Source organism: Brucella tritici, assembly GCF_008932285.1.
GTDB classification, from domain to species: domain Bacteria; phylum Pseudomonadota; class Alphaproteobacteria; order Rhizobiales; family Rhizobiaceae; genus Brucella; species Brucella tritici.
In genome coordinates, this window is the sequence record NZ_WBVY01000003.1 from 429,097 (window position 1) to 454,944 (window position 25,848).

A 25,848-nucleotide genomic window follows, 5' to 3' on the forward strand; every position below is an offset into this window, starting at 1 on the left:
GGCACAGATGCTACGCCAGCCGGGCAAATGCTCACCGGTAAGCCATGAACCTGTCCCATAGAAGGGGGCGTGGAGTATCACTTCGTTTCATCCTGCAATAATTGTCGCTGACATCTATTATGTAAGAAGTCCTGTAATCAATAGGAATTCACGTTGCGGTGAGATTCGCAGAGGTTGCGAATCTCCTATCAAAATCAGCCACAAGAGATTGTGCGGAAGCGAGACTGGTTGAACATGAGATCGAGCTTGAGAGAAAAAGCCATCGCAATTTGCGATGAGAAGATAGCGAAAAAGGGCGAGCAGGTCGGTATTTCGTTCTATGCCTTCTTTGCCAACAAGAACACGGACCCGGAACTGCTCATGGAGGCTGCCGAGTGGTGGATCAAGACCCATACCCTCGATCACTTTGAAAAAGCGGTGAAAGTCAGGGAAATGATCCGATCAGGTCGATAGACTCCATGTCTGCTCCAAAATAAAAAAAGCCGCCGGATTTCTCCGGCGGCTTCTGATTTTTATGCTTTGCTGATTAAGCAGCCAGATCGCGCAGAACGGTCTGCAGGATGCCGCCATTCTTCATGTAGTCGAGCTCGTCCAGCGTATCGATGCGGCAGATGAGCGGAACCTTCTTCACCGTGCCGTCGGCAAAAGTGATGGAAGCTTCGACCTTCTGGCGCGGACGTACATCTGCAAGACCTTCGATGGAGACCATCTCGTCGCCCTTGAGGCCGAGCGTCTGCCAGCTTGTGCCTTCCTCGAAGACGAAAGGCACAATGCCCATGCCGACGAGGTTGGAGCGGTGGATACGCTCGAAGGACTGCGCGATCACGGCCTTGACGCCGAGCAGGTTGGTGCCCTTGGCAGCCCAGTCACGCGAAGAACCGTTACCGTATTCGACGCCAGCGAAGACGACGAGCGGCACGCCCTCGGCCTTGTACTGCATGGCAGCATCATAGATCGAGGTTTCTTCCTTCGACGGATAGTGGATGGTGTAGCCGCCTTCACGTCCGTTTTCGCCCAGCATGTGGTTGCGAATGCGGATGTTTGCGAAGGTGCCGCGCATCATCACTTCATGGTTGCCGCGGCGCGTGCCGTACTGGTTGAAGTCGGCAATGCCGACGCCATGGTCGATGAGATACTTGCCAGCAGGCGACTGCGCCTTGATGGAACCGGCAGGCGAAATGTGGTCGGTCGTGATCTTGTCGCCGAAGAGACCCAGAATGCGGGCACCCTTGACGTCGCCGATCGTGCCAGCCGACTTGCCCATGCCGACGAAGTAAGGCGGGTTCTGCACATAGGTCGAGTTGTCGTCCCATGCATAGGTCTGGCCCGCAGGAACCTGAACGGCCTGCCAGTTTTCGTCGCCCTTGAACACGTCCGCATATTTTTCGGAGAAAATCTTGCGGGTGACGTTCTTGGCGATGAATTCCTGGATTTCCTGAGAGGAAGGCCAGATGTCGCGGAGGAACACCGGATTTCCGTTCTGATCTTCGCCGAGCGGCTCCTTGGTCAGGTCCTTGGTGACCGTACCGGCAAGAGCGTGGGCGACGACGAGCGGCGGCGAAGCAAGGTAGTTTGCCTGCACGTCCGGCGAAACGCGACCTTCGAAGTTACGGTTGCCGGAAAGAACGGCAGCCGCGATCAGGCCCTTTTCGTTGATCGTCTTGGAGATCGGAGCAGGCAGCGGACCGGAATTGCCGATGCAGGTCGTGCAGCCGAAGCCGACGAGGTTGAAGCCGAGCGCGTCGAGATCCTTCTGGAGGCCAGCGGATTCGAGATAGGCAGCAACGACCTGGGAACCGGGAGCAAGCGAGGTCTTGACCCAAGGCTTGGTCTTGAGGCCCTTGGCAACCGCGTTGCGGGCCAGAAGACCGGCAGCGATCAGCACGCTCGGGTTCGAGGTGTTGGTGCAGGACGTGATGGCGGCAATCGCCACATCGCCATGGCCGAGATCATAGTCTTCGCCCTCAACGGCATAGCGCGTGGTCTGGCCGGTGGTCTTCTTGTACTCGCTTTCGAGCGAGGTGGCGAAACCGGAAGCGATGTTTTCCAGCGCGATGCGGCCTTCCGGACGCTTCGGACCGGCCATCGACGGAACGACGTCGCCCATGTCGAGTTCGAGAATGTCGGTGAAGACCGGATCGGCAGCGCCCTTGTCGCGCCACATGCCCTGTGCACGGCAATAAGCTTCGACGAGTTCGATGCGATGCTCGTCGCGGCCGGTGGTGTTCATGTAGTTGAGCGTTTCGCGGTCAACCGGGAAGAAGCCGCAAGTTGCGCCATATTCCGGACCCATATTTGCAATGGTCGCACGGTCGGCCAGCGTCATGTTTTCGAGACCTTCGCCGAAGAACTCGACGAACTTGCCGACGACGCCCTTCTTGCGCAGCATCTGCGTGACGGTGAGAACGAGGTCGGTCGCGGTCACGCCTTCCTTGATCTTGCCGGTCAGGCGGAAGCCGACGACTTCCGGCAGAAGCATGGAAACCGGCTGGCCGAGCATGGCTGCTTCAGCTTCGATGCCGCCAACACCCCAGCCCAGAACACCAAGGCCGTTAACCATGGTGGTGTGGCTGTCGGTGCCGACGCAGGTGTCAGGATAGGCAACGGTTTCGCCGTCTTCTTCCTTGGTCCAGACAGCCTGGGCCAGATATTCGAGGTTCACCTGATGGCAGATGCCGGTGCCAGGCGGTACGACGCGGAAGTTCTTGAATGCCTGCTGGCCCCACTTGAGGAAGCGGTAGCGTTCGCCATTGCGCTGATATTCGAGGTCCACATTGGCCTTGAATGCGCTTGGATTGCCGAATTCGTCGACGATGACCGAGTGGTCGATGACGAGATCGACGGGAACGAGCGGGTTGATCTTTTCCGGATCGCCGCCGAGCGCCTTGAGGCCGTCGCGCATGGCTGCAAGGTCAACGACGGCAGGAACGCCGGTGAAGTCCTGCATCAGCACGCGGGCCGGGCGGTAGGCGATTTCCGCGCCTGCGGAACCGCGGTCGTTCAGCCACTTGGCAACAGCTTCGATGTCCGACTTCTTGACGGAGCGGTCGTCCTCGAAGCGGAGCAGGTTCTCGAGCAGAACCTTCATGGAGAAGGGAAGCTTGGAAACGCCTTCGAGGCCGTTCTTTTCGGCTTCGGTCAGGCTGTAATAAACATAATCCTTACCGCCTACGGTAAGGGTTTTGCGGCATTTAAAGCTGTCGATGTGCGACACTGCGTTCGTCCTTCATGCTACTGGCCGGAAAACCAGGACGAACGCCTCTGCTGCGTTTCAAGGACGCGCCAAGGTGCGGGTGCAGTCATTTCCGCTGTCCGTCCCGATGCCTGCGTCCTTAAGGGCAACAGGTTGAGATCGGCCAAAAATGGTTTCCACGCCGACCGCTGGCGTGGTAGCCCTCATATAGAGAGTTTTCTAAAACGATTCCAGACAGAATATCGTGAATTCGGCCCCTTGCGGCGAAATGTTGCGATGCCTTTCCGTAGACCTTCCGGGGTTCCGGTTCTATTGGTCTGGCAATTATCCATCGGGGCTTAGAGGGTATAAAATGCGGCTGGAAGCCGAAAATCTGGCGGGCGAGAGAGGCGGCGAAACGATTTTCGCTGGCCTGTCTTTTGCTCTCAGTGAAGGCGAGGCGCTGGTGGTGACCGGACCGAATGGCTCGGGCAAGTCCACGCTGCTGCGAATCATCTGCGGCCTGCTTCAGCCCGAAGCGGGCAAGGTTGAGCTTCGCGAGGATGGCACAGTTTTGCCGGTGCGCGCCGCCTGCCATTACCTCGGACACCAGAATGCGATGAAACCGGCGCTCAGCGTGCGTGAGAACCTGTCCTTCTGGCAGAAGTTCAACGGTGCCGCGCAACCGGAGATCAATGCGGCGCTGGAAGCCGTCGATCTGCCCGGTGTGGAGCATCTGCCGTTCGGTTATCTGTCGACGGGGCAGAAGCGCCGTGTTTCCATCGCCAAGCTTCTGGTCAGCCATCGTCCGCTCTGGATCGTCGATGAACCGACCGCCGGTCTCGACAAGGCGTCCGAAGCCCGCTTTGCAGAAATCATGCGCGGACATATGCGGGAAGGCGGCATGATCGTCGCCGCAACGCATATTCCTCTTGGCCTTGAAGGCGTCAGCGCGCTCGACATGGCCGCCTGTTCAGTCGAGGCTGCCTGATGCTGGCGCTTTTCCTGAGAGACATGCGCCTCAGTTTCCGCGCCGGTGGCGGCGCGCTGATCGGCATATTGTTCTTCCTCGCGGTCATTGCCGTCATGCCCTTCGGCGTCGGGCCTGATCTCAATCTTCTGGCGCGCATAGGCCCCGCTATGCTGTGGATCGGCGCATTGCTGGCAACGCTTCTGGGGCTCGACCGGCTGTTTCAGGCCGACCGCGAGGATGGTTCGCTCGACCTGCTGCTGATCGGCGCGGACAGTCACATGCTGGCCTTCACGGTTTTTGTGAAATGCGTGGCCCATTGGGTGGCAAGCGTGCTGCCTCTGGTGATCGCATCGCCGATGCTCGGCCTGTTCATGAACATGGATGCATCGGCAATCGGCGCAACATCGCTGACGCTTCTTGTGGGAACCCCCGCCATCGCCTTCATCGGCGCAGTGGGTGCAGCCCTTGCCGTGGCGCTGCCGCGTGGCGGATTGCTGGTGTCGGTGATCGTTCTGCCGCTCACCATTCCGGTGCTCATTTTCGGTGTATCAGCTTCGCACGGAGCGACAGTAGACAATGCGCCCTTTCTGGCGCCATTCCTCATTCTTGCAGCACTCACCCTGTTCTTTGCCGTTCTCGGGCCTCTGGCCGCGAGCGCAGCGCTGAAAAGTTCGGCGGATTGAGCATGATCCCGAAAAGTGGGAACCGGTTTTCGGAAACGATCAAGTTCGGCGGATTGACGCAGTTGATTACGGTCAATTGAACGGCATGGGGGCGGAAGGTAAGTATAGGCCATGGAAAAAGACATGACCAGAGACACCGTTAAAACCACGAGCTGGCTCGATCTGGCCAATCCCACGCGCTTCCTTGCCTTTGCAGGCAGGCTATTGCCATGGCTGGCCGTGCTTTCGGTGCTGTTTCTGGCGGCTGGCCTCTATATGGTCTTCGTCCAGTCGCCGGAGGATTACCAGCAGGGCATGACGGTCCGCATCATGTATATCCATGTGCCTTTCGCATGGCTTTCCATGATGTGCTACTCGATCATGGCTGTGTCGGCGCTGGGCACGCTGGTCTGGCGGCATCCGCTGGCCGATGTGTCGATCCGCGCCGCCGCTCCGCTCGGTGCCGTATTCACCGCGCTTGCGCTTGCCACAGGTTCGCTCTGGGGCAAGCCTATGTGGGGCACATGGTGGGTGTGGGATGCGCGGCTGACTTCGGTTTTCGTGCTGTTCCTGATGTATCTTGGCATTATCGCGCTGTCGCGCGCCATGGACGATCCGGCGAAAAGCGCCAAACCTGTGGCCGTGCTCACGCTGGTCGGCTTCATCAATATCCCGATCATCAAATTCTCGGTCGACTGGTGGAACACGCTGCACCAGCCAGCTTCGGTGTTCCGCATGGACGGCCCCACCATCGATGCATCCATGCTGCGCCCGCTTTTCGTGATGGCTATCGGCTTTTCGCTTCTGTTTTTCACTCTGCACATGATGGCCATGCGCAATGAAATCTGGCGCCGTCGCGTCGCGTCGATGAAAAAGCTTGCCGCACGGAATGCCGACCGCAATCGCAAAGCACAGGAGGGCGCGCTATGAATCACCTCGGCTTTGTTCTCGCCTCGTATGGCATCACGGTCGCGGCACTCGTCGTCACCATTGGCTGGATATTGATCGATCAGCGTATCCAGAAAAACGAACTGAAGCGGCTTGAGGCGCAGGGCGTGCGCCGCCGCTCTGCAAAAGCCCCTGGTAAAGCACAATGACAGAAACGACCGAGAAGCCAGCCGCGCCGAAAAAGCGCTCCACATGGGTTGCCCTGCTGCCGCTGGCGATTTTCGTCGGACTGGCGGCGGTGTTTGCGGTCCAGCTTCTGTCGGGCAAGGACAATACGACGATCCCTTCCGCGCTGATCGGCAAGGATGCGCCGCAGACGAACCTGCCGCCTGTCGAAGGTCTGGTGCGCGATGGCGCGCCTGTTCCCGGCCTCAACAGCGAAGATTTTAAAGGCAAGCTGACACTGGTGAATGTCTGGGGATCGTGGTGCGTTCCCTGCCGTCAGGAGCATCCGCTCTTGATGGAAATCGCCAAGGATGAGCGCGTCCGCGTGGTTGGCCTCAATTACAAGGACCAGTCGGAAAATGCGCGCCGTTTCCTCGGCGATCTCGGTAATCCCTTTGCCGCAGTCGGTGCCGACCGCGCCGGGCGCTCAGCCATCGAATGGGGCGTTTACGGGGTGCCAGAAACCTTCCTCGTCGATCAGAACGGCAAGATCGTCTACAAGCATGTCGGGCCGTTTACGCCGGAGTCAGTGAAGAACGATCTGATGCCTGCTGTGGAGAAAGCGCAGCAATAATAAAAGTTTATAAAATGGAAAAAGCCCCGCATGTGCGGGGCTTTTGCTTTTTTAGTTCAATCAATCCGGCAATTTCCGCACCGCGCCCTTGGCAGCGCTGGTTGCCATGGAGGCATAGGCCTTCAGCGCGGTCGAAATCTTGCGCTTGCGTTCCTCTGCTGGCTTCCAGCCGATTGCATCCTGCTCGGCGCGGCGTTCAGCCAGCGTCGCATCATCAACGGCGAGGTGGATCTTGCGGTTCGGAATGTCGATATCGATGATATCGCCTTCGCGCACCAGACCGATCGTGCCACCTTCGGCCGCTTCCGGCGAGACGTGGCCGATCGAAAGGCCCGAAGAGCCACCCGAGAAGCGTCCGTCGGTGATGAGCGCGCAAGCCTTACCCAGACCCTTCGACTTCAGATAGCTGGTCGGGTAGAGCATTTCCTGCATGCCGGGGCCACCGCGCGGGCCTTCATAGCGGATCAGCACAATGTCGCCCGGCTTGATCTTGCCGTTCAAAATGCCGAGCACAGCCGAATCCTGGCTTTCAAAGATGCGGGCAGGGCCGGAAAATTTCAGGATGGAATCGTCCACGCCTGCCGTCTTCACGATGCAGCCGTCTTCGGCCAGATTGCCGTAAAGCACGGCCAGACCGCCATCCTGACTGAATGCATGTTCCTTGGAGCGGATGACGCCTTTTTCACGGTCTGTATCGACATGATCGAAACGGCGCTCCTGAGAGAAGGCAACCTGCGTCGGCACGCCACCGGGGGCGGCCGAATAGAACTTGTGCACCATTTCGCTGTTGGTGCGGGTCACGTCCCAATGATCGAGCGCCTTGGCAACCGTTTCGCTGTGCACGGTCGGCAGATCGGTATTGATCAGGCCTGCCTTGTCGAGCTGGCCGAGAATGCCCATGATGCCGCCTGCGCGGTGCACATCTTCCATGTGAACCGTGTTATTGGCAGGCGCGACCTTGCAGAGCACCGGCACGCGACGCGACAGGCGGTCGATGTCGGCCATGGTGAAGTCGATTTCGGCTTCCTGAGCGGCTGCAAGCAGATGCAGAACCGTATTGGTCGAACCGCCCATGGCGATGTCGAGCGTCATGGCGTTTTCAAAGGCCGGGAAGCTCGCAATCGAGCGCGGCAGCACGCTCTCGTCGTTCTGCTCGTAATAACGGCGGGCGAGATCGACAACCAGATGACCGGCTTCCACGAAGAGGCGCTTGCGGTCGGCATGGGTTGCCAGCGTCGAGCCGTTGCCCGGCAGCGACAGGCCGAGCGCTTCGGTGAGGCAGTTCATCGAGTTTGCGGTAAACATGCCCGAGCACGAACCGCAGGTCGGGCAAGCCGAGCGCTCGATGGCCTTGACCTGATCGTCGGTGTAATGATCGTCGGCAGCGGCAACCATCGCATCGACAAGGTCGAGCTTCTTGACCTGATCGTCCCAGATGACCTTGCCTGCTTCCATCGGACCGCCGGAAACGAACACGACCGGGATATTGAGGCGCAGAGCGGCCATCAGCATGCCGGGGGTGATCTTGTCGCAATTGGAAATGCAGACCATCGCATCGGCGCAGTGCGCATTGACCATATATTCGACCGAGTCGGCGATGAGCTCACGTGACGGCAGCGAATAGAGCATTCCGTCATGGCCCATGGCGATGCCGTCATCGACCGCAATGGTGTTGAATTCCTTGGCGACACCGCCAGCGCTTTCGATTTCGCGCGCGACGAGCTGGCCGAGGTCCTTCAGGTGCACGTGGCCGGGCACGAACTGGGTGAACGAGTTCACCACGGCAATAATCGGCTTGCCGAAATCCTCATCCTTCATGCCGGTGGCGCGCCATAGGCCGCGCGCGCCGGCCATGTTGCGACCGTGGGTTGTTGTACGCGAACGATAAGGAGGCATTTTCAAACCTTTTAGGAACTATTCTAATTTGTAACGTCGATATGACAGAACCGTTCCTGTAGAGCAAAGCGCAAATTGCCCCATATCGCCCAATTTTGCCCCGAGTACGGGGAGAGCTGCGGGACCGTTTGCAGGCTTGCAGACAACGGAAAGGGTTCCGGCGTGCGACAGCTTTCGCAGGCACAGACGAGCTAATCTAGCACGATATTGTTATAAGGCAAAAGATTTTGCGCTGAAAACGTAAGGAAGTTGCTTGGCGTTAAACTGGTGCGCTGGCCATAGCGGTGTCGAGCAGGGCATTTGCCGTTTTCATCCGCTGTTCTGCGGCGGGGCGAAACTCTTCCGGCAGACGGTCTGGATGATTGCTGGCGGCAAAGCTGCGGCGGCGCCGCTGCAGTTCGGATCGTGTCAGGCCGGGGCGAAGCTCCAGCTCCTGGCGGATCGCATCCGGTGACTGCTTCAGCATGCGCTCTTCTATCGCCTGCCTTTCCTGTTCCGGTCCGGTTTCCGGCTCTGGCAGGTTTTCGATGTCGAAAAGGTTTTCCAGATCGTCTGGCTTGTGCTGTGCCGATACCGTATTGCCGAGGCCGGCGGAGAAGACGGCAGAAGCAAAACCGAATTGCGGTCCGCGAATATCGCCCGCCTGGCCTGTGTCAGCCTCGACTTCCTTCAGCACGGTTGCGAAATCGGGAAATGTCGACCGCATCCTGCCTCGTCAGGCCATGTGCGAAGCAAGCGCGGAGGCCAGCGTGCGTGTCAGCACGGATGGCGGGACCGGCTTCTGGAAGACGGGCACTTCCGGATAACGCGCTGCAAGGCGGGCAGGCAGTCCGCCGCCGGTGTGAATGACCACGAAGACGTGGCGGCTCATCAACCGGTCCAGCACGGCTTCCACATCGCCATCGGCGAGGTTTACATCGAGAATAGCGGCGTCGACTTCATTGCGATTGATGATATCTATTGCTTGCCGGATGGTGCCGACCGGACCGAGAACGGTTCCGTTCGCGTCCTCGACAGTCGCGGCGACGTCGAGGGCAACGAAAATCTCGTCTTCCACCACCAATACCCGCCGCTGTCCAAGATCGTTCATCACTTGTCTCGCTGCCTCCCTTTTTGAGGTAAGCCCTTCACGCAAGAAATGCGCGAGCGCAAGCAGAGGTTCCCTTCGCCGGCATGATAATTCGTTAATGGTGAATCAAACCTTTACCGGTTGTGGAAGGCGATATCAGAAGGCGGTGAAAGTCAGTGTCGTCAGCGAGCGGATGATGTTCGGGATGTCGAGAACATTCTCATTGATGAACTTGCCGATATCCTGATCCTCGGCAATGTAGATCTTGGCCAGAAGGTCGAACTCGCCGCTGGTGGAATAAAGTTCGGAGACGATTTCGCGCTGAAAGAGCGTATCGGCAACTTCATAGGTCTTGCCGGGGGAGCACTGCAGTTGCAGGAAAACGGGCTTCATGTCTCTTCCTTTCGCGACGGGACTGCGTGGCGCATATGATAGCGCAATATCACGGCAATGTTCGCAGGTTACAAACACGGACGGCCCGATGAAATCAAGAGCGAAAGCGCGGCGGGTTGCAGCGCTCCGACTTGCAGCCCTGCCGGGCACGCATGGCAGGTTCATGAAAGCTTTTCAATTTACTCAATTGTAATTTTCCTGAGAGGACGCAATAAGACTTCTCCCAGAAATTGTATTTTAGTGTTTGACTATATGAAGTTCGTACTCCCCGCCGTTCTGCTGCTGTTCTCGCTCGCCTTTTTCTCGGCGTGGTTTTCCGATCGCGGCCGCAAGTTTCTGGCGTCCTGCGGCACGTGTTTCCTGCTGATCGGCCTTGCAATGCTGGTCCAGCTCGGCAATTTTCCTGCGAACGACAATCTGAACACGGTGCTTTCCGCCGCATTTTATGTCGGGGGCACGCTGGTCGGCGGTTATGGTATCCTGCAGAGGAGCGGCTTGCGGCTTACATCTGCATTCTACATATTGAGCTTCGCGCTCATCGTCGGCGGTGTCTGGTATTACTGCTATATCGAACCTAATCTTCTGTCGCGGGTCTATGTGCTCAATCTGGGCATGGCGACGCTGATCCTTTCTTTTGCATGGCAGGCACGACGGCTGTTCAAGGGGCCGCTGGTCGACAAGCTTTTGCTGGTCATGCTCGTTCTGGTGGCATTGCAATTTGTGCCGCGCACGCTTCTGACTGCCCGTTCCCTGCTTGGCGATGTCGATGGCGACGATTTCGCGATGACCGTCTTCTGGCAGTGGACGGTGTTTTCCACTGCCATTGCAGCGGTCATCACCGGCTTCGTCCTGCTGGCGGCTGCCGGTTACGATCGTATCGGTGAGCTATCGCATGAACGTGACAGCGATCCCTTGACGGGACTTCTCAACCGGCGCGGACTGGAAATGCGCTACAATGCGCTTTCACAAGCGAAGAAGAGCGTTCCGGGCTGGGTTGCCGTTTGCGATATCGATTACTTCAAGGCGCTGAATGATGCCTATGGTCACGCAGCAGGCGATGCGGTTCTGAAAGAATTCGCCGGAATCCTGCGCAAGCTCATCGGCGAACGGCCACTGATTGCGCGTACAGGCGGCGAGGAATTCGTGATCTGTGTCGATGACATGCATGCCGATAATCTCTTCCAGCTCATGGAGGGCGTGCGGCAGAATATCGAGAGGCACCGGTTCCAGCGCCTCGCAAAGGAAACCAGCGTCACTTGCAGCATCGGCTGTGTCCGTCTGCCGGAGCAGGGTGATTTCTGGCAAGCCGTCGATAAGGCCGACAAAGTCCTCTACGCTGCCAAGAAGGAAGGACGCAACCGCACCTATGTGGAAGGGTTGAGCCCGAACGGCGACGATTAGTCTATGAGCAGGGACGAATTTTGGGGATGGCGGTTTTTACGGTTGGTCTTCGATAACTTTCCGGTGATGATCCGTACATTGCCGCAAATCATGCTTATTATCGCCGCCGATAATGTGAGTACCGAGGAGTTCCCGAAAGTCCGATGAAATTCATGTCCGTTCTGTTGCCTGCGTCCGCTATTGCCAGCCTTTTCCTCGTCTGTGCGGCGGCTTCCCCGTCTTTTGCGATGAATGCCTCTGAAAAGGCCCAGCTTGAGAAGCTCGACCCGGCAACCCGTCTCGAGCAGCGTTGCGACGTGGAAGCAATGGAACGCATCACGCAGGAACAGAAATTTTCGGTCGACAAGGTTCTGGCCTATGCTTTTTCCGATCCGGTGACCAAAAAGAATTCCATCAAGGCCGATGGCGCTGCCTTCCGCAGCCGCGAGCACTGGTACAAGTTGTCCTTCGTCTGCAAGACGGACGAGGATCACATCAATATCGTTTCGTTCCGTTACGATATCGGTGATGAAGTGCCACAGAACCAGTGGGACAAGCATTACCTCGTCCCATGACAGGATTTCTATTCTTCCGAGTCGTCCGAACGGCAGGCTGACAGCAGCGTCACTTCCTTGGCGGTGTGATCGGCTTCGAGATGGCTCAGCACAGCCTGACCGTCCTTGTCGTTCCAGCGGTAGCTGTCCTGTTCATCGATGGCGACATATTTCTTGAGACTGTCGTGCCATTGCAGCGCAATCATTTTGCCTTCGGCATCGAGGACAGCAAATCCAGGCGCGCTGCCATTGCGGATATAGGTGACAGGCACGACGACCCCGCGTTCGCAGATATAATCGACCCGCTCGATGGGGTTCACATCCTGAGCCTGCGCTGAAACGGACGGTGCAAACAGCACCGCCGGGCCTGCTGCAATCAAGAAAAGGGTACCGAGGTAACGCTTGCCATATGCCATGTGAAAAATCCTCTGGTCAGCCAATCGATACAGGAAAATACCCCTTCGGTGGTATCGTTCAAGAGCGATCATGGAACATGAGTTGGTTGCAATACGGCTGTGAAAAATAATCACCAGGCTGCCGATATTTCCTGCAACCGAAACAGGTTTCGCCCGTTGTTAGCCTGCCGGTCGTCAGACTGGCCGAGGCCCGGATGAATACTTGCCCCCCGCAACCCCAGTCCGGGCCTCACCTCCATGGGTAATTGGTCCTGTTGGGCTGCACCAGGGTACGTTTAGAACGCATCCCGAAAAGTGCGAAACGGTTTTCGGATGTGATGCGCGTTAAAACAAACAGTTAGAGCGCCGATCTGGTTCAATCAGATCGAAACGCGCTCCAGAACTTTGCGTCCAAGGGCGGTTTATGAGGCCTGGCGGAAAAAATATTTCGTAATGGTCGACAGGGGAGAGTAGATTTTTCGAAGTCGTTTCAAATAACGACCGGCTTGTGGCATCCTGTCTTCAAAGAGCTCTGATACTGTCTTGACCAATGAACCATGGAGGCGGTCATGAAGATATCGAGATTTTCACTCACTTTGGCAGCATTGGTGGCTGCGGCTTCGCTGACTGGAACGGTTCAGGCAAGCCTTGCCGATCAGACGCTTCTGAACGTGTCCTACGATCCGACGCGTGAACTCTACAAGGATTACAACGCCGCTTTTGCCGCCCACTGGAAGGCGGAAACCGGCGAAACTGTCACCATTCGCGCATCCCATGGCGGGTCGGGCAAGCAGGCGCGCTCGGTGATCGACGGCATCAAGGCCGATGTGGTTACGCTGGCGCTTGAAAGCGATATCGATGCCATTGCCGAGCTTTCGGGCAAGATCGACAAGGACTGGCGCAAGCGTCTGCCCAACAATTCGGCTCCCTATACGTCAACCATCGTCTTCCTTGTGCGCAAGGGCAATCCCAAGGGTATCAAGGACTGGGGCGATCTGGTGAAGGACGGCGTTGAGGTCATTACGCCGAACCCGAAGACTTCTGGCGGTGCTCGCTGGAACTATCTCGCCGCGTGGGCTTGGGCTTACAAGCAATACGGTGGTGACGAGCAGAAGATCAAGGATTACATCGGCGAACTGTTCCGCCATGTCCCGGTGCTCGACACCGGCGCGCGCGGCTCGACGACCACTTTCGTGCAACGCCAGTTGGGCGATGTGCTACTCGCCTGGGAAAACGAAGCCTATCTCTCGGTCGCGGAATTTGGCGAGGATGCATTCGACATCGTCGTTCCGCCGCAGTCCATTCTGGCCGAACCGCCGGTCGCGGTGGTGGACAAGAATGCCGAGGAAAACGGCACCACCAAGCTGGCACAGGCCTACCTTGAATATCTGTATTCGCCGGAAGGGCAGGCGCTTGCCGCCAAGCATTTCTACCGTCCGTCGAAGCCTGACATCATCCCTGCCGACAAGCAGCGCAAGTTTCCGGACTTGACGCTGATTACGATCGATGATCCGATTTTCGGCGGATGGGCCAAGGCACAGCCCTATCATTTTGGCGATGGAGGAACGTTCGACCAGCTCTACAAGCCGGGAAAATAATCCGGAGTTCGAGCGCAATCAGTAACAGTAAGTACTGAAGAGGGAACAAACCAACGCATGTCTTCGCTCCCTGCACGGGCCAGAGCAGGGTCGCACTTCAGAAAGCCGAGCGTCATTCCCGGTTTCGGGCTGACGTTCGGCTTCAGTGTTGCCTATCTGACCCTTCTCATTCTCATTCCGCTTGCGGCATTGGTGCTGCGTTCCACCGAAGTCGGGTTTTCCGGTTTCTGGCGCCTCGTCACCGACGAGCGCACATTGAAAGCGCTAGAAACGAGCTTCGGCACCGCCTTCATCGCGGCGCTGGTCAATGTGGTCTTCGGCGTCATCCTCGCCTGGGTTCTGGTGCGCTATCGCTTTCCGGGACGCCGCTTCGTCGATGCAATCGTCGATATTCCCTTCGCTCTGCCGACGGCAGTGGCCGGTATCGCGCTTGCCGCGATCTATGCGCCGAATGGCTGGATTGGCAGCCTGCTGGCTCCGTTCGGGATTCGCATCGCCTTTTCGCGGGCGGGCATCATCATTGCGCTGATCTTCATCGGTCTGCCGTTCGTGGTGCGCACGGTCCAGCCGATCATGGAGGAGATCAGCCGCGAGGTCGAAGAGGCGGCGGCAACGCTTGGCGCATCCCGGTTCCAGACCATCTGGCGGGTGCTGCTGCCGAGCCTGCAACCCGCCATCCTGACCGGCTTCGCGCTCGCCTTTGCACGCGGCGTCGGTGAATATGGCTCGGTCATCTTCATTGCGGGCAATACGCCTTATGTCTCGGAAATCGCGCCGCTTCTGATCGTCATCAAGCTGGAGGAATATGATTATGCCGGGGCGACCGCGCTTGCCACGGTGATGCTGGCGCTTTCCTTTGCAATGCTGCTTTTCATCAATCTCATCCAGTCGTGGACACGGAGGAAATATGGTCATGGCGAATGAACCTGTCTCTGCCGCTCCCCGCAACAGCCGAAGCGCTGTCACCGAAAGCCTGCCGACGCGCATCACTTTGATCGCTCTGGCGCTGGCTTTTCTGGCTCTCTTCCTCATTCTGCCGGTTATTGCGGTCTTCGTTGAAGCCTTCCGCAAGGGAGCAGGCGAATATCTGGCAGCGCTGGTCGAGCCGGATGCCTGGGCTGCGATAAGGCTCACGCTCATGGTGGCGGCCATTGCCGTGCCGCTCAATCTGGTCTTCGGCATTGCGGCAGCCTGGGCAATCGCGAAGTTCGAGTTCAAGGGCAAGGCACTGCTGACGACGCTGATCGATCTGCCCTTTTCCGTGTCGCCGGTCATTTCCGGTCTTGTTTTCGTGCTGCTTTTCTCAAGTCACAGCCTGCTCGGCCCCTGGCTGTCACGGCACGGCATCGAGATATTGTTCGCCGTTCCCGGCATCGTGCTGGCGACGGTGTTCGTCACCTTTCCGTTCGTCGCACGCGAACTGATCCCGCTGATGCAGGAACAGGGAACCGGCGATGAAGAGGCAGCCATTTCGCTCGGCGCCAATGGCTGGCAGACGTTCCGCTATGTGACGCTGCCCAATATCAAATGGGGGCTGCTTTACGGCGTGCTGCTCTGCAATGCCCGTGCAATGGGCGAGTTCGGCGCTGTTTCCGTTGTCTCTGGACATATTCGCGGTCTCACCAATACGATGCCGCTGCATGTGGAAATTCTCTACAACGAATATAACTTTGTCGGTGCATTTGCGGTGGCGTCGCTACTGGCTTTTCTGGCGCTGCTGACACTCGCCATCAAGACGGCGCTGGAACTGCGCTATGGCGATGAACTGGCCGGCAGCGGAAACGGGCACTGACATCTAAACGAGCAATTGGCCGCGCGGCGGCAGAAATAAAGCATAGTCCTGCTATGGCAGACGGAAGGATTGGGAATGGAAGTTCGTGTTGCCGGTGTGCGTAAGGAGTTCGCTCGCTTCCCGGCGTTGCATAATGTCTCGCTGGATATTCGTTCCGGCGAGCTGATCGCTTTGCTGGGGCCTTCCGGTTCGGGCAAGACCACGCTTTTGCGCCTGATTGCCGGGCTGGAAACACCGACCGAAGGCACCATCTTCTTCGGCGACGAAGACGCTTCGCAGAAGAGCGTGCAGGAGCGCAATGTCGGCTTCGTCTTCCAGCATTATGCGTTGTTCCGCCATATGACGGTGGCAGACAATATCGGTTTTGGTCTGAAGGTGCGCCCAAGCGCGACGCGTCCGTCGAGTGACGATATTCGCAGCCGCGCGCTGGAATTGCTCGATCTCGTCCAGTTGCAGGGACTGGATAAGCGCTACCCGGCGCAGCTTTCCGGCGGCCAGCGCCAGCGCGTGGCGCTTGCCCGCGCCATGGCAATTGAACCGAAGGTCCTGCTTCTCGATGAGCCGTTTGGCGCCCTTGATGCGCTGGTGCGCAAGGAACTGCGCCGCTGGCTGCGCGAGATTCACGACAAGACCGGCCATACGACTGTTTTCGTGACCCATGATCAGGATGAGGCGCTGGAGCTCGCCGACCGCGTGGTGGTGATGAGCCAGGGGCGTATCGAGCAGGTCGGCACGCCCGACGAAGTCTATGACAATCCGAATTCCCCCGGCGTCTATGGCTTCATAGGCGAGTCCAGCACGCTTCCGGTGCGGGTCGAAAAAGGCGAAATCTGGCTGGTGGATCGCAATATCGGCCTGACGGTCCAGGATGTGGCGGATGGTGATGCGCAGCTCTTCTTCCGCCCGCACGATGTCGAATTGCTGGATGGTTGCGGTGGCTGTATCGCAGGTACGGTGGTGGCCAGCCGCCGTTCCGGCGGCAAGCGGCGCGTCGAACTGGAAGTAGGCGGCGCACGCGAGCGGGTGGAGATCGAAATTCCAGCCGAACATCCTGCCGCGGAAAAGAGTCGCATCGCATTCCGACCGCGTTACTGGAAACTTTTTCCGGCCAGCGAAGCCGGTTCCGGAACAGTCTCCTGATCGTCACTTTCCGGTGAATTGAAAGACGAAGCCCGGCAGATGCGCGGTGATTCCCGCGGGCTTGCCGGGCTTTTCTCCAGAGAGGGGCGCAACCCTGCTGCGCTGAAATTTTCCAGCACGTTACCTGCGGTAGTATTATTTTTATTTTCAATATGTTAGGGTTGCAGGAAACGGGGTGTTCCATAACGCAACATTAATGGGCGGAAAGAATTGTGCGTTGCGATTCAAACGGTTTGAAGATCAGCACATTGCGCTGTCGCATTTTGGCCAAATGCGGTCGACATTCAGGGAACCGATCACGGATACTGCCGTTTCCTTGAAATGAAAATTCAGAATAATGTCAGTATCCACCCGCCGCAGATAACTCATTTCCTTCGGAAAGGCTGTTAAGGCAGATGCCGGAATTGTCTTCTTCGCTCTCCAAATCAACCTCTACCGAGAATAAATCGCCGATGCCGCAATCTTCGATGGAACCTAAATCCAGCGAGCCCGATGCATCGGGCCGGATTCCGCCTGAACAACCATCCCCCATCCGGGCCTTGTACAAAACCGAGGAAGAGCTTGGCGCGCTTGCCGCTGCCGTGGCGCGCGGCGAAGACATTCCGCTGCCGGGTTATATTGCTTTTCCGTTCGATCAGCGCCTGTCCGAAAACGGCAAGCTGATTCTGCACGCCTATCGCGCCTCCGATGCCGCATCGCGCGCGGGCGAGACAATAACACCAGCCGCGCAATGGCTGCTCGACAATCACTACCAGATCGACAAGAACGTGCAGCAGGCCCGCCGCGACCTGCCGCGCCGCTTCATCCGCCAGTTGCCGCTCTACAAGGCGCCGGTTGAAAAATATGAGGGCATGCCGCGCATTTTCGCGCTGGCCTGGCTTTATGTCGCCCATACGGACAGCAATTTCTCGCTGAAGACACTGACGGCCATCGTCAAGGGTTTCCAGACTGTGGAGCCGCTGAAGATCGGCGAATTGTGGGCGCTGCCATCTGCGGTGCGCTATTTCCTGATCGAGAATGCACGCCGTCTGGCGCTGCGCGTCGACCGCGCGCGCATCATGCGCAATCTGGCCAATACGGCTGCCGACCGCATCGTGGTCGCTGCTGACGGCGCTGAACTGGATTCGGTTCTGGCGCAATATGCCGATGCCGCCCGCGACAGCACTTTCGCGACCCACCTTCTTTATCGCCTGCGTTCCTCTTCGACCGATACCACTGCTGCTGCAAGCTGGCTGGAACGGATTCTGGAGCAGGAAGGCAGCAATCCGGAAGACGCCATCGTCGAGGAACATGCCCGCCAGTCCACTGGCGGCGTCACGATGGGCAACGTCATCCGCAGCCTGAAATCCATCGATGACGTTGACTGGGAAACCTGGTTTGAAACCGTCAACGAGGTTGATGCGATCCTGCGCGACCACAGCGATTTCGAACTTCTGGATTTCCGTTCCCGCAATGCCTATCGCGTGACCATTGAAAAGCTCGCCCGCTATTCGGACATGAGCGAAATCGACATCACCTGGGCTGCTCTCAAGCTGGCCGAAGATGGTCATCGCGCGGAAAAGGCGGGTCATCCGGAAGCCGAGGGCAAGGGCGCAATCGCCTATTACCTGTCGGGTGAGGGCCGCAAGGAACTTGAAAAAGTCTGCGGCTATCACGCGCCGTTGGGTGTCAAGGCGCTGCGCTTCTATCGCGGTCTTGGTCTCTGGGGCCTGTTCATCCCGACAGCGATCTTCACGATCCTGCTTCTGCTGCTCGTCAATTACTGCATGATCCGCGCCGGTCTTTCGACCGATCTGCGCACGCTGTTCACGCTTCTGGCGATCTTCCCGGCAATGGACGCGTCCTATTCGCTGTTCAATGCGCTGGTGCCGTGGTTCGTCCAGCCGACACGGCTCATCGGTTTCGAATATAAGGAAGGCTTGCCGGAGGAGGCGCGCACGCTGGTCGCAGTGCCGACCTTCATCACCTCGCGTGATTCCATCGATGAGCAGATCCGCAATCTCGAAGTTCATTATCTCACCAATCCGCGTGGCGAAATCTACTTCGCGCTGGTCAGCGACTGGACCGATGCGAAGCAGGAAATCACGCCTGCGGACATGGAAATCTATGAATATGCCCGCGAGGAAATCGCCAAGCTCAACGAGCACTATACCGGCGACGACCAGCCACGCTTTTTCCTCATGCATCGCCGCCGCCTCTTCAACGAGAAGCAGAATTGCTGGATGGGCTGGGAACGCAAGCGCGGCAAGCTGCACGAGCTGAACCTGCTTCTGCGCGGCGATCAGGATACGAGTTTCTTCCCGCCGGACGAACGCCTGCCGAAGGAAATCAAATATGTGATGACGCTGGACGCCGACACGCGTCTGACGCCGGAATCCGTCACGCATCTGGCCGGCAAGCTCAGCCATCCGCTGAACCGTCCTGTCATCGACGACAAGACAGGCAAGGTCGTGCGTGGCTACGGCATTCTTCAGCCGCGCGTCACGCCTTCGCTCACCACCGGTGACGAAGCATCGTTCCTGCAGCGTGTCTTCTCGGTCAATCGCGGTATAGACCCTTATGTCTTCGCCGTCTCCGACACCTATCAGGACCTGCTTGGCGAAGGCACCTTCACCGGCAAGGGACTTTACGACATCGATGCTTTCGAGGCAGCGCTGAAAGGTCGCGTGCCGGAAAACACGCTGCTCAGCCATGACCTTCTCGAAGGCGGCTATGCCCGCGCGGCTCTGGTCAGCGACGTCGAAGTGGTCGAGGATTATCCGACCGGCTATAATGTTGACGTATCGCGTCACCATCGCTGGGCGCGGGGCGACTGGCAGCTTCTGCCCTGGCTGTTTTCGGCGAGCCGTGGCGTCAGCCATATCACGCGCTGGAAGATGGTCGACAATCTGCGCCGTTCGCTCAATCCGATCCTGTGGCTGATCGCAGCCGTCGTCGGCTGGAGCGTGTTGCCAATCGGGCCTGCTGCCGTCTGGCAGGGCTTCCTCATTCTCTCCATGTTCGTCGCGCCGACATTTGGCATTGTCACCAATCTTATTCCATCGAACATGGACTATTCGCTGAAAGGCCATGCGCAGTCGGTGCTGACCGACATCGCGCTCGGCACGGCTGATGTGGCGCTGCGCACCACCTTCATCGCGCATTCGGCGTTCCTGATGGCGGATGCCATTGCGCGCACCGTCTATCGCCTGTTCGTTTCGCATCGCAATCTTCTGGAATGGCGCACGGCAGCGCAGGCGAGAACCTCGCCCGATACACTGCTTTACTATTTCCAGCTCATGTGGCCCGCCATAGCAATTGCGGGTCTGGCGATCTTCTTCCCGCTTGCTGCCCAAAGTCATGCGGCAATGATCGCAGCGCCGTTTGCCGTCATCTGGTTTGCCTCGCCGCTGATTGCTTGGCTGGTCAGCCGTTCGGCAAAGCCGCAGGACACGCTGGAAGTGCTTTCTTCCGACAAGTCGGACCTGCGCCGCTATGCACGCCGGACCTGGCGTTACTTCGCCGAGTTCGCAAACGACGAAAACCATCATCTGCCGCCAGATAACTTCCAGGAAGACCCGGCGCCGATTGTCGCGCAGCGCACGTCGCCGACCAATATCGGTGTCTATCTCCTGTCCGTCGTCGCCGCGCGCGATTTCGGCTGGATCGGCTTCGGTGAAACGCTGGATCGCGTTCAGGCCACTGTCGATACGCTTGAGAAGATGGAGAAGTATCAGGGCCATCTCTACAACTGGTACGAGACCAATACGCTGACGCCGATGCGCCCGCTTTATGTCTCGGCAGTCGATAGCGGCAATCTTGCCGGGCATCTGGTCACGCTGTCGTCTGCGCTGGAAGAATGGGCGGAAGCACCGTCCGTCTACATGCAGGGCGATCTTGATGGCATTCTTGATGTCAACGACATCCTTGAAGAGACCATCGCCAAAATCCCGGACGATCGCCGGATTCTGCGTCCGCTGCGCCGCCGTCTGGAAGAGCGGATTGCCAATTTCCGCCGTGCCGTACTGTCCATCAAGGACGAGCCGGAAACGGCATCCTTCCGCACCATCAACCTGTCGCTGTTCGCAACCGACATCGTTCGCCTGATGGACGAACTCGATGGTGAAATCGAAACACCGGCGAGCGCTGAAGCCGTGGAATGGGCGCGCATTCTCGTAGATACCTGCAAGGCGCATACCGAGGATTCCATCGGCGAGCATGATACGGATGCGCTGCGTGAGCGTCTGCGCGATCTCGCAACCCGCTCGCGCCAGCTCGCATTCGACATGCAGTTCGGCTTCCTTGAACGGAAAGAACGCCGCCTTCTCTCCATCGGTTTCCGCGTGCAGGAAAACGAACTGGACGAAAGCTGCTACGATCTTCTGGCGTCCGAAGCGCGTCTGGCAAGCTTGTTCGCCATCGCCAAGGGCGACGTACCGGTCGAACATTGGTTCAAGCTTGGCCGTCTTCTGGTGCCGGTAGGCTGGAAGGGTGCTCTGCTCTCCTGGTCCGGCTCGATGTTCGAATATCTGATGCCGCCGCTGGTCATGTCCGAGCCGCTCGGTTCGCTTCTCGACCAGACCAACAAGCTCGTGGTGCAGCGCCAGATCGACTATGCGACCTCGCGCGGCCTGCCATGGGGTATTTCGGAAGCGGCCTTCAATGCGCGCGACGCGCATATGAACTACCAGTATTCCAACTTCGGCGTACCCAATCTGGGCCTCCAGCGCGGCCTGTCGCGCAATGCGGTTATCGCACCCTATGCGAGCCTGCTTGCCGCGCAGTATCAGCCTGCCGCCGCTGTCGCAAACCTGAAGCGCCTCGCCAAGCTTGGTGCTCTTGGGCGCTATGGCTTCCACGATTCGGTGGACTTCACGCCGTCGCGTGTTCGCGAAGGCGAACTCTGCGCTGTGGTGAAGAACTACTACGCTCACCACCACGGCATGGCGATCATCGCGGTCAACAACGTGATCTTTGAAGGCCGGATGCGGGAGCGCTTCCACTCCGATCCGGTGATCGAGGCTGCCGAACTGCTCCTGCAGGAAAAGGCGCCACGCGAAATCCCGATGATCTACGCCAAGACGGAAAATCCGATGCGCGTGGATTCCGGCGGCTTCGACGATGCGCCGATGCGGATTGTCGACAAGCCGTTCAAGGCGCCGCGTACCACGCATATGATGTCGAACGGGCAATATGCGCTGATGGTGACGGCAAACGGCTCGGGCTACAGTCGTTGGCACAATTGGGACATTACCCGCTTCCACGCCGATGCGTCGGAAGACCTTCAGGGTACGTTCCTGTTCCTGCGCGACATGGAAAGCGGATACTGGTGGTCGGCGACCGGCGAGCCGGTCCGCAACCCCGAAGAGGAAACCAAGACGGTCTTCACCGAAGACAAGGCGGAATTCTACAAGACCGCCGGTGATATCAAAACCGTCATGGAAGTGATCGTGTCGTCGGAATCGGACGGCGAAGGCCGCAGGCTCGACATCATCAACACGTCTGCCCGTGATCGCATGATCGAGGTCACCTCCTATGCGGAACTGGTGCTGACCGATAGCGACAGCGATGCCGCCCATCCGGCCTTTGCCAAGATGTTCGTGGAAACCGAAATCTCCGATAACGGTTCGACCATCTATGCCAAGCGCCGCAAGCGCGCGCCATCCGATCCGGATATCCACGTCGCGCATTTCGTGATGGACCTTTCCGGCTCGATCCGCGAAACGGAAGTCGAAACTGATCGCCGTGCCTTTGTCGGGCGTGGTCGCAGCCTGCGCGATGCGGCTGCCTTCGATCAGGGTGCAAAGTTTACCGGCAGCCAGGGTTGCGTACTCGACCCGATCGCTTCGGTGCGCACACGGGTCCGCGTTCCGGCGCATAAAAAGGTGAGCCTCGTTTTCTGGACTTTCGCAGGCGGTAGCCGTGATGCGGTGGAACATGCCGTGGCGCTTCATCGCCATCCGGAAACCTTCGCCCGCGAATATTCCCTGTCATGGACCAGTTCGCAGGTGCAGCTCTACCATATCGGCATCAAACCTGCCGAAGCTGCCGATTACCAGAAGGTGGCCGCCTATCTGCTCTATCCGGAGCGGACATTGCGCCAGCCACCAGAGACTATCGCCAGCGGCCTCGGCAAGCAGTCCGACCTGTGGCCGATGTCGATTTCCGGCGATTATCCGATCTTCGCGCTGCGCATCGACAATGAAGCCGATCTCGACGTGTTGCGTGGTGTGCTGCGCGCGCAGGAATACTGGCGCTCGAAGGGGCTCACTGTCGATGTCGTTGCGGTTAACGAGCGCGCCTTCTCCTATGCGCAGGATACACAGCGCGCCATCGACTGGATTGTGGAAGGTTTCCGTGCCCGTGGCGGCGGTCAGCCGCACATCTTTGCGGTGCGCCGCGACCAGATGAGCGACGAAAGCTACAACACGCTGCTCGCCTCGGCGCGCATCGTCATGCATGCGCAGAATGGCTCGCTGGCCGAGCAGCTGCGTCGCAGCGAGGAAATCACCGTCGATCTGGCCGCGCGCGACGCCAAGACCGCCATTGGCGGTCAGGCCTCGGCTCAGATGTCCGCTCAGGGCCTCGGCGCTGCGGGTCTTGCACCTGTCGCCATCGAACGCGGGACGGAAGAACGCCGTCCTGTGGTCAAGCCTGTGGTAAACCGTCCTGCTCCGTCCGGTGACGATCTTCGTTTCTGGAACGGCTATGGCGGCTTTGCCGAGGATGGCTCCTATGTGGTGCGCATCAACAATCGCACCAACACGCCGCATCCCTGGATCAATGTGATCGCCAATCCGAATTTCGGGTTCCATGTCTCGGCGGAAGGTTCGGCCTTCACCTGGGCAGGCAACAGCCGCGATTATCAGCTCACCCCATGGGCGAACGATCCGGTCACGAACCGTCCGGGCGAGGCGATCTATATCCTCGACCGTGAAACGGGCCGCACCTTTGCGCCAACGGCAAGCGTGCTGCGCGATGAGGCCGTGACCTATGAAGCGCGTCATGGCCACGGCTATTCGAGCTTCGGGGCACAGCATGGCGAACTGGCACTGGAACTCACCCACATCGTGGATGCGGACAAGCCGGTGCGTCTGTCTCGTCTGACGATCACCAATAACGGGCGTTCCAAGCGCAAGCTGCGCGTCTATGGCTATGTGGAATGGGTGCTGGGCAATGCCCGCTCCAAGAACGTGCCTTTCATTGTACCTTCGCAGGACGAGGAATTGGGCGCACTCTTTGCAGGCAATCCGTATCATCCGGACAAGTCCGGGCAGATTGCTTTCTTTGCAGCAACCGAAAAGCCGCAATCCGTCACTGCCGACCGCAGCGAGTTCATCGGCACCACCGGTTCGGTGGATAAGCCGGAAGTCGTGCTGGCTGGCAAGGCGCTTTCGGGTACGGTTGAGGCAGGCCGCGACCCCTGTGCGGCGCTCGCTCTTGATATCGAAGTGGGGCCGGGTGAAGCACGCGAGATCGTCTTCCTGCTCGGCAATGCGGCCGATCAGAGACAGGCGAAGGCGCTGATCGCCGAAACCCGCAAGGTGTCGTTCGGTGACAAGCTTGCTGCTGCCAGACAGCAGTGGGAAGGCCTGTTCGACCGCGTTCAGGTGAAAACGCCAGACCCTGCTTTCGACCTTCTGGTCAATGGCTGGCTGCCCTATCAGGCGATTGCCTGCCGTATATGGGCCCGCGCTGCCTTCTATCAGGCAAGTGGTGCGTTCGGCTTCCGTGATCAGTTGCAGGACACGCTGTCGCTGCTTCTGATTGATCCGACGCTTGCCCGCGCGCAGATACTCAATGCGGCATCACGCCAGTTCCCGGAAGGCGATGTCCAGCATTGGTGGCTGCCAGCGACCGGGGCGGGCGTCCGCACGCTGATCTCGGACGATGTTGTTTGGCTCGGCTATGGCGCTTCGCTTTATGTCGAGACGACGGGCGACCGCTCGATCCTCGATGAAAAGCTGCCGTTCCTCGAAGGGCGCAAGCTGGAGGAGGGCGAACACGATGCCTTCTATCAGCCGGAAATCTCTGAGCAGACGGCAAGCCTCTATGAGCATTGCGCCTTGGCGCTCGATCTTGCTGTCGAGCGAACCGGCAAGCACGGCCTGCCGCTGATCCTCGGCGGCGACTGGAACGACGGCATGAATCTCGTCGGCGTGAAGGGGGAGGGCGAGAGCGTTTGGCTTGGCTGGTTCCTCGCCTATACGCTCGGCAAGTTCATCCCGATTGCCGAAGCACGCAAGGACAAGAAGCGCGTCGATATCTGGAAAGCGCATCTGGAAAGTCTGACCGAAGCCCTCGACCGCGATGGTTGGGATGGCCAGTGGTATCGCCGTGGTTTCTACGACAACGGTGCGCCGCTTGGCTCGAAGGACAGCGATGAATGCCAGATCGATGCCATCGCGCAATCGTGGAGCGTGCTGTCCGGCGTTGCCGATCCGAAGCGCGCCGAGCAGGCGATGGCTTCGCTCGAAAAATACCTGCTGGATGACGAAGGCGAATTGCTGCGTCTCTTCACGCCGCCTTTCGACAGGACCATTCAGGAGCCGGGCTATATCAAGGGCTATCCGCCGGGCGTTCGTGAAAATGGCGGCCAATACACGCACGGCGCGACCTGGGCCATCATGGCGCTCGCCCGCATGGGCAAGACGGCTGAAGCATGGCGTCTGTTCTCGCTCATCAGCCCGGTCAGCCATGGCCGCAACCCGGATATCTACCGCGTCGAGCCTTATGTGATCGCAGCCGACATTTATTCCGTCGAGCCGCGTCGCGGACAGGGCGGCTGGACCTGGTACACCGGCTCCGCTGGCTGGTTCTACCGCGTTGCGACGGAGGGCATCCTCGGCGTTACAAAACGCGGCGACCGCCTGCATCTCGATCCGGCCTTGCCACCGGAATGGGAAGGCTATGAAGCGGAACTTCGCTTCGGCGAAGCGCTCTACCGTGTGAAGGTCGTGGCCGGTGCTAAAGACAAGGTGGTCAAGCTCAACGGTCGCAAGGTTGGCAAGCCGGAAGAAGGCGTGCCGATCAAGCCGGACGGCGAACATGAAATCGTCGTAGAGCTTCCCAAACAGAAGTGAACCGATTAAAAAGGCGGGTGAAAACCCGCCTTTTGCACGACTCGGCGAAGTAAAGCCGGATGTTTGTGCTATCGG

Annotated in this window: 19 protein-coding genes; 13 read left to right on the top strand and 6 right to left on the bottom strand. The window is 58.7% G+C overall.

Translation table 11 applies throughout. The annotated features are described in order from the left end of the window. Positions 1 to 234 precede the first annotated feature (234 nt). Complete coding sequence (locus F9K94_RS11945) at positions 235 to 453, top strand: DUF6500 family protein (RefSeq protein ID WP_151645838.1); 219 nt, start codon at positions 235 to 237, stop codon at positions 451 to 453. A gap of 73 nt (positions 454 to 526) precedes the next feature. Here F9K94_RS11945 and acnA read toward each other — a convergent pair whose 3' ends face one another. Then, on the bottom strand, positions 527 to 3,214 hold the full coding sequence (gene acnA / locus F9K94_RS11950; RefSeq protein ID WP_151645840.1) for an aconitate hydratase AcnA: 2,688 nt from the start codon (positions 3,212 to 3,214) through the stop codon (positions 527 to 529). 331 nt (positions 3,215 to 3,545) lie between these two features. Between acnA and ccmA the strand changes: the two genes are divergently transcribed. The 5 genes from ccmA (at position 3,546) to F9K94_RS11980 (ending at position 6,494) form a co-directional block, all read left to right on the top strand. Beyond that, complete coding sequence (gene ccmA, locus F9K94_RS11960) at positions 3,546 to 4,163, top strand: heme ABC exporter ATP-binding protein CcmA (protein WP_151645841.1); 618 nt, start codon at positions 3,546 to 3,548, stop codon at positions 4,161 to 4,163. After that, complete coding sequence (ccmB, locus tag F9K94_RS11965; protein WP_061344785.1) at positions 4,163 to 4,828, top strand: heme exporter protein CcmB; 666 nt, start codon at positions 4,163 to 4,165, stop codon at positions 4,826 to 4,828. The genes ccmA and ccmB overlap by 1 nt, the downstream gene beginning before the upstream one ends. Before the next feature lie 123 nt (positions 4,829 to 4,951). Next, positions 4,952 to 5,737 carry a heme ABC transporter permease gene (locus tag F9K94_RS11970; RefSeq protein ID WP_192799498.1) on the top strand — a complete coding sequence of 262 codons (786 nt, stop codon included), beginning with the start codon at positions 4,952 to 4,954 and terminating at the stop codon, positions 5,735 to 5,737. Beyond that, complete coding sequence (gene ccmD / locus F9K94_RS11975) at positions 5,734 to 5,904, top strand: heme exporter protein CcmD (RefSeq protein WP_061344787.1); 171 nt, start codon at positions 5,734 to 5,736, stop codon at positions 5,902 to 5,904. Before F9K94_RS11970 ends, ccmD begins: the two co-directional genes overlap by 4 nt. Beyond that, entirely contained in the window at positions 5,901 to 6,494 is a 594-nt protein-coding gene (locus tag F9K94_RS11980; RefSeq protein ID WP_151645845.1) for a DsbE family thiol:disulfide interchange protein, read from the top strand. The genes ccmD and F9K94_RS11980 overlap by 4 nt, the downstream gene beginning before the upstream one ends. A 60-nt stretch (positions 6,495 to 6,554) precedes the next feature. Here F9K94_RS11980 and ilvD read toward each other — a convergent pair whose 3' ends face one another. The 4 genes from ilvD to F9K94_RS12000 all read right to left on the bottom strand — a co-directional run bounded on the left by ilvD (position 6,555) and on the right by F9K94_RS12000 (position 9,852). Further along, the gene (ilvD, locus tag F9K94_RS11985; RefSeq protein WP_151645847.1) at positions 6,555 to 8,390 is read right to left on the bottom strand and encodes a dihydroxy-acid dehydratase; all 1,836 of its coding nucleotides are present in this window, start codon (positions 8,388 to 8,390) and stop codon (positions 6,555 to 6,557) included. A 259-nt stretch (positions 8,391 to 8,649) separates the two neighbouring features. Further along, entirely contained in the window at positions 8,650 to 9,096 is a 447-nt protein-coding gene (locus tag F9K94_RS11990; RefSeq protein WP_151645849.1) for a hypothetical protein, read from the bottom strand. Positions 9,097 to 9,105: 9 nt separating this feature from the next. Further along, positions 9,106 to 9,480, bottom strand: coding sequence for a response regulator (locus F9K94_RS11995; protein WP_151645851.1), 375 nt, complete (start codon positions 9,478 to 9,480; stop codon positions 9,106 to 9,108). A gap of 135 nt (positions 9,481 to 9,615) precedes the next feature. Then, positions 9,616 to 9,852, bottom strand: a complete 237-nt coding sequence (locus F9K94_RS12000; RefSeq protein WP_061344792.1) for an Lrp/AsnC ligand binding domain-containing protein — start codon at positions 9,850 to 9,852, stop codon at positions 9,616 to 9,618. A gap of 252 nt (positions 9,853 to 10,104) precedes the next feature. Here F9K94_RS12000 and F9K94_RS12005 point away from each other — a divergent pair, with 252 nt between their 5' ends. Then, the gene (locus F9K94_RS12005; RefSeq protein ID WP_061344794.1) at positions 10,105 to 11,253 is read left to right on the top strand and encodes a GGDEF domain-containing protein; all 1,149 of its coding nucleotides are present in this window, start codon (positions 10,105 to 10,107) and stop codon (positions 11,251 to 11,253) included. Positions 11,254 to 11,396: 143 nt separating this feature from the next. Further along, entirely contained in the window at positions 11,397 to 11,807 is a 411-nt protein-coding gene (locus F9K94_RS12010; protein WP_151645853.1) for a DUF930 domain-containing protein, read from the top strand. 8 nt (positions 11,808 to 11,815) lie between these two features. Here the strand turns inward: F9K94_RS12010 and F9K94_RS12015 are convergent, their stop codons facing one another. After that, positions 11,816 to 12,202, bottom strand: a complete 387-nt coding sequence (locus F9K94_RS12015) for a hypothetical protein (protein ID WP_151645855.1) — start codon at positions 12,200 to 12,202, stop codon at positions 11,816 to 11,818. A gap of 548 nt (positions 12,203 to 12,750) precedes the next feature. Between F9K94_RS12015 and F9K94_RS12020 the strand changes: the two genes are divergently transcribed. The 5 genes from F9K94_RS12020 (at position 12,751) to F9K94_RS12040 (ending at position 25,773) form a co-directional block, all read left to right on the top strand. Continuing rightward, positions 12,751 to 13,779 carry a sulfate ABC transporter substrate-binding protein gene (locus tag F9K94_RS12020; protein ID WP_151645857.1) on the top strand — a complete coding sequence of 343 codons (1,029 nt, stop codon included), beginning with the start codon at positions 12,751 to 12,753 and terminating at the stop codon, positions 13,777 to 13,779. A 57-nt stretch (positions 13,780 to 13,836) separates the two neighbouring features. Further along, positions 13,837 to 14,703 (top strand): sulfate ABC transporter permease subunit CysT, encoded by an 867-nt coding sequence (cysT, locus tag F9K94_RS12025; protein WP_010657957.1) that lies wholly within the window; start codon positions 13,837 to 13,839, stop codon positions 14,701 to 14,703. Then, complete coding sequence (gene cysW / locus F9K94_RS12030; protein ID WP_151645859.1) at positions 14,687 to 15,571, top strand: sulfate ABC transporter permease subunit CysW; 885 nt, start codon at positions 14,687 to 14,689, stop codon at positions 15,569 to 15,571. The genes cysT and cysW overlap by 17 nt, the downstream gene beginning before the upstream one ends. 75 nt (positions 15,572 to 15,646) lie before the next feature. Then, entirely contained in the window at positions 15,647 to 16,711 is a 1,065-nt protein-coding gene (locus F9K94_RS12035; RefSeq protein WP_061344798.1) for a sulfate/molybdate ABC transporter ATP-binding protein, read from the top strand. A gap of 395 nt (positions 16,712 to 17,106) precedes the next feature. Continuing rightward, complete coding sequence (locus tag F9K94_RS12040; protein WP_151645861.1) at positions 17,107 to 25,773, top strand: GH36-type glycosyl hydrolase domain-containing protein; 8,667 nt, start codon at positions 17,107 to 17,109, stop codon at positions 25,771 to 25,773. Positions 25,774 to 25,848 lie beyond the last annotated feature (75 nt).

Excerpts from the sequence above, each read along its gene's own strand:
- F9K94_RS11945 (WP_151645838.1), top strand. The coding sequence starts at position 235 with ATGAGATCGAGCTTGAGAGAAAAAGCCATCGCAATTTGCGATGAGAAG.
- ccmA (WP_151645841.1), top strand. The coding sequence starts at position 3,546 with ATGCGGCTGGAAGCCGAAAATCTGGCGGGCGAGAGAGGCGGCGAAACG.
- ccmB (WP_061344785.1), top strand. The coding sequence starts at position 4,163 with ATGCTGGCGCTTTTCCTGAGAGACATGCGCCTCAGTTTCCGCGCCGGT.
- F9K94_RS11970 (WP_192799498.1), top strand. The coding sequence starts at position 4,952 with ATGACCAGAGACACCGTTAAAACCACGAGCTGGCTCGATCTGGCCAAT.
- ccmD (WP_061344787.1), top strand. The coding sequence starts at position 5,734 with ATGAATCACCTCGGCTTTGTTCTCGCCTCGTATGGCATCACGGTCGCG.
- F9K94_RS11980 (WP_151645845.1), top strand. The coding sequence starts at position 5,901 with ATGACAGAAACGACCGAGAAGCCAGCCGCGCCGAAAAAGCGCTCCACA.
- ilvD (WP_151645847.1), bottom strand. The coding sequence starts at position 8,390 with ATGCCTCCTTATCGTTCGCGTACAACAACCCACGGTCGCAACATGGCC.
- F9K94_RS11990 (WP_151645849.1), bottom strand. The coding sequence starts at position 9,096 with ATGCGGTCGACATTTCCCGATTTCGCAACCGTGCTGAAGGAAGTCGAG.
- F9K94_RS11995 (WP_151645851.1), bottom strand. The coding sequence starts at position 9,480 with ATGAACGATCTTGGACAGCGGCGGGTATTGGTGGTGGAAGACGAGATT.
- F9K94_RS12000 (WP_061344792.1), bottom strand. The coding sequence starts at position 9,852 with ATGAAGCCCGTTTTCCTGCAACTGCAGTGCTCCCCCGGCAAGACCTAT.
- F9K94_RS12005 (WP_061344794.1), top strand. The coding sequence starts at position 10,105 with ATGAAGTTCGTACTCCCCGCCGTTCTGCTGCTGTTCTCGCTCGCCTTT.
- F9K94_RS12010 (WP_151645853.1), top strand. The coding sequence starts at position 11,397 with ATGAAATTCATGTCCGTTCTGTTGCCTGCGTCCGCTATTGCCAGCCTT.
- F9K94_RS12015 (WP_151645855.1), bottom strand. The coding sequence starts at position 12,202 with ATGGCATATGGCAAGCGTTACCTCGGTACCCTTTTCTTGATTGCAGCA.
- F9K94_RS12020 (WP_151645857.1), top strand. The coding sequence starts at position 12,751 with ATGAAGATATCGAGATTTTCACTCACTTTGGCAGCATTGGTGGCTGCG.
- cysT (WP_010657957.1), top strand. The coding sequence starts at position 13,837 with ATGTCTTCGCTCCCTGCACGGGCCAGAGCAGGGTCGCACTTCAGAAAG.
- cysW (WP_151645859.1), top strand. The coding sequence starts at position 14,687 with ATGGTCATGGCGAATGAACCTGTCTCTGCCGCTCCCCGCAACAGCCGA.
- F9K94_RS12035 (WP_061344798.1), top strand. The coding sequence starts at position 15,647 with ATGGAAGTTCGTGTTGCCGGTGTGCGTAAGGAGTTCGCTCGCTTCCCG.
- F9K94_RS12040 (WP_151645861.1), top strand. The coding sequence starts at position 17,107 with ATGCCGGAATTGTCTTCTTCGCTCTCCAAATCAACCTCTACCGAGAAT.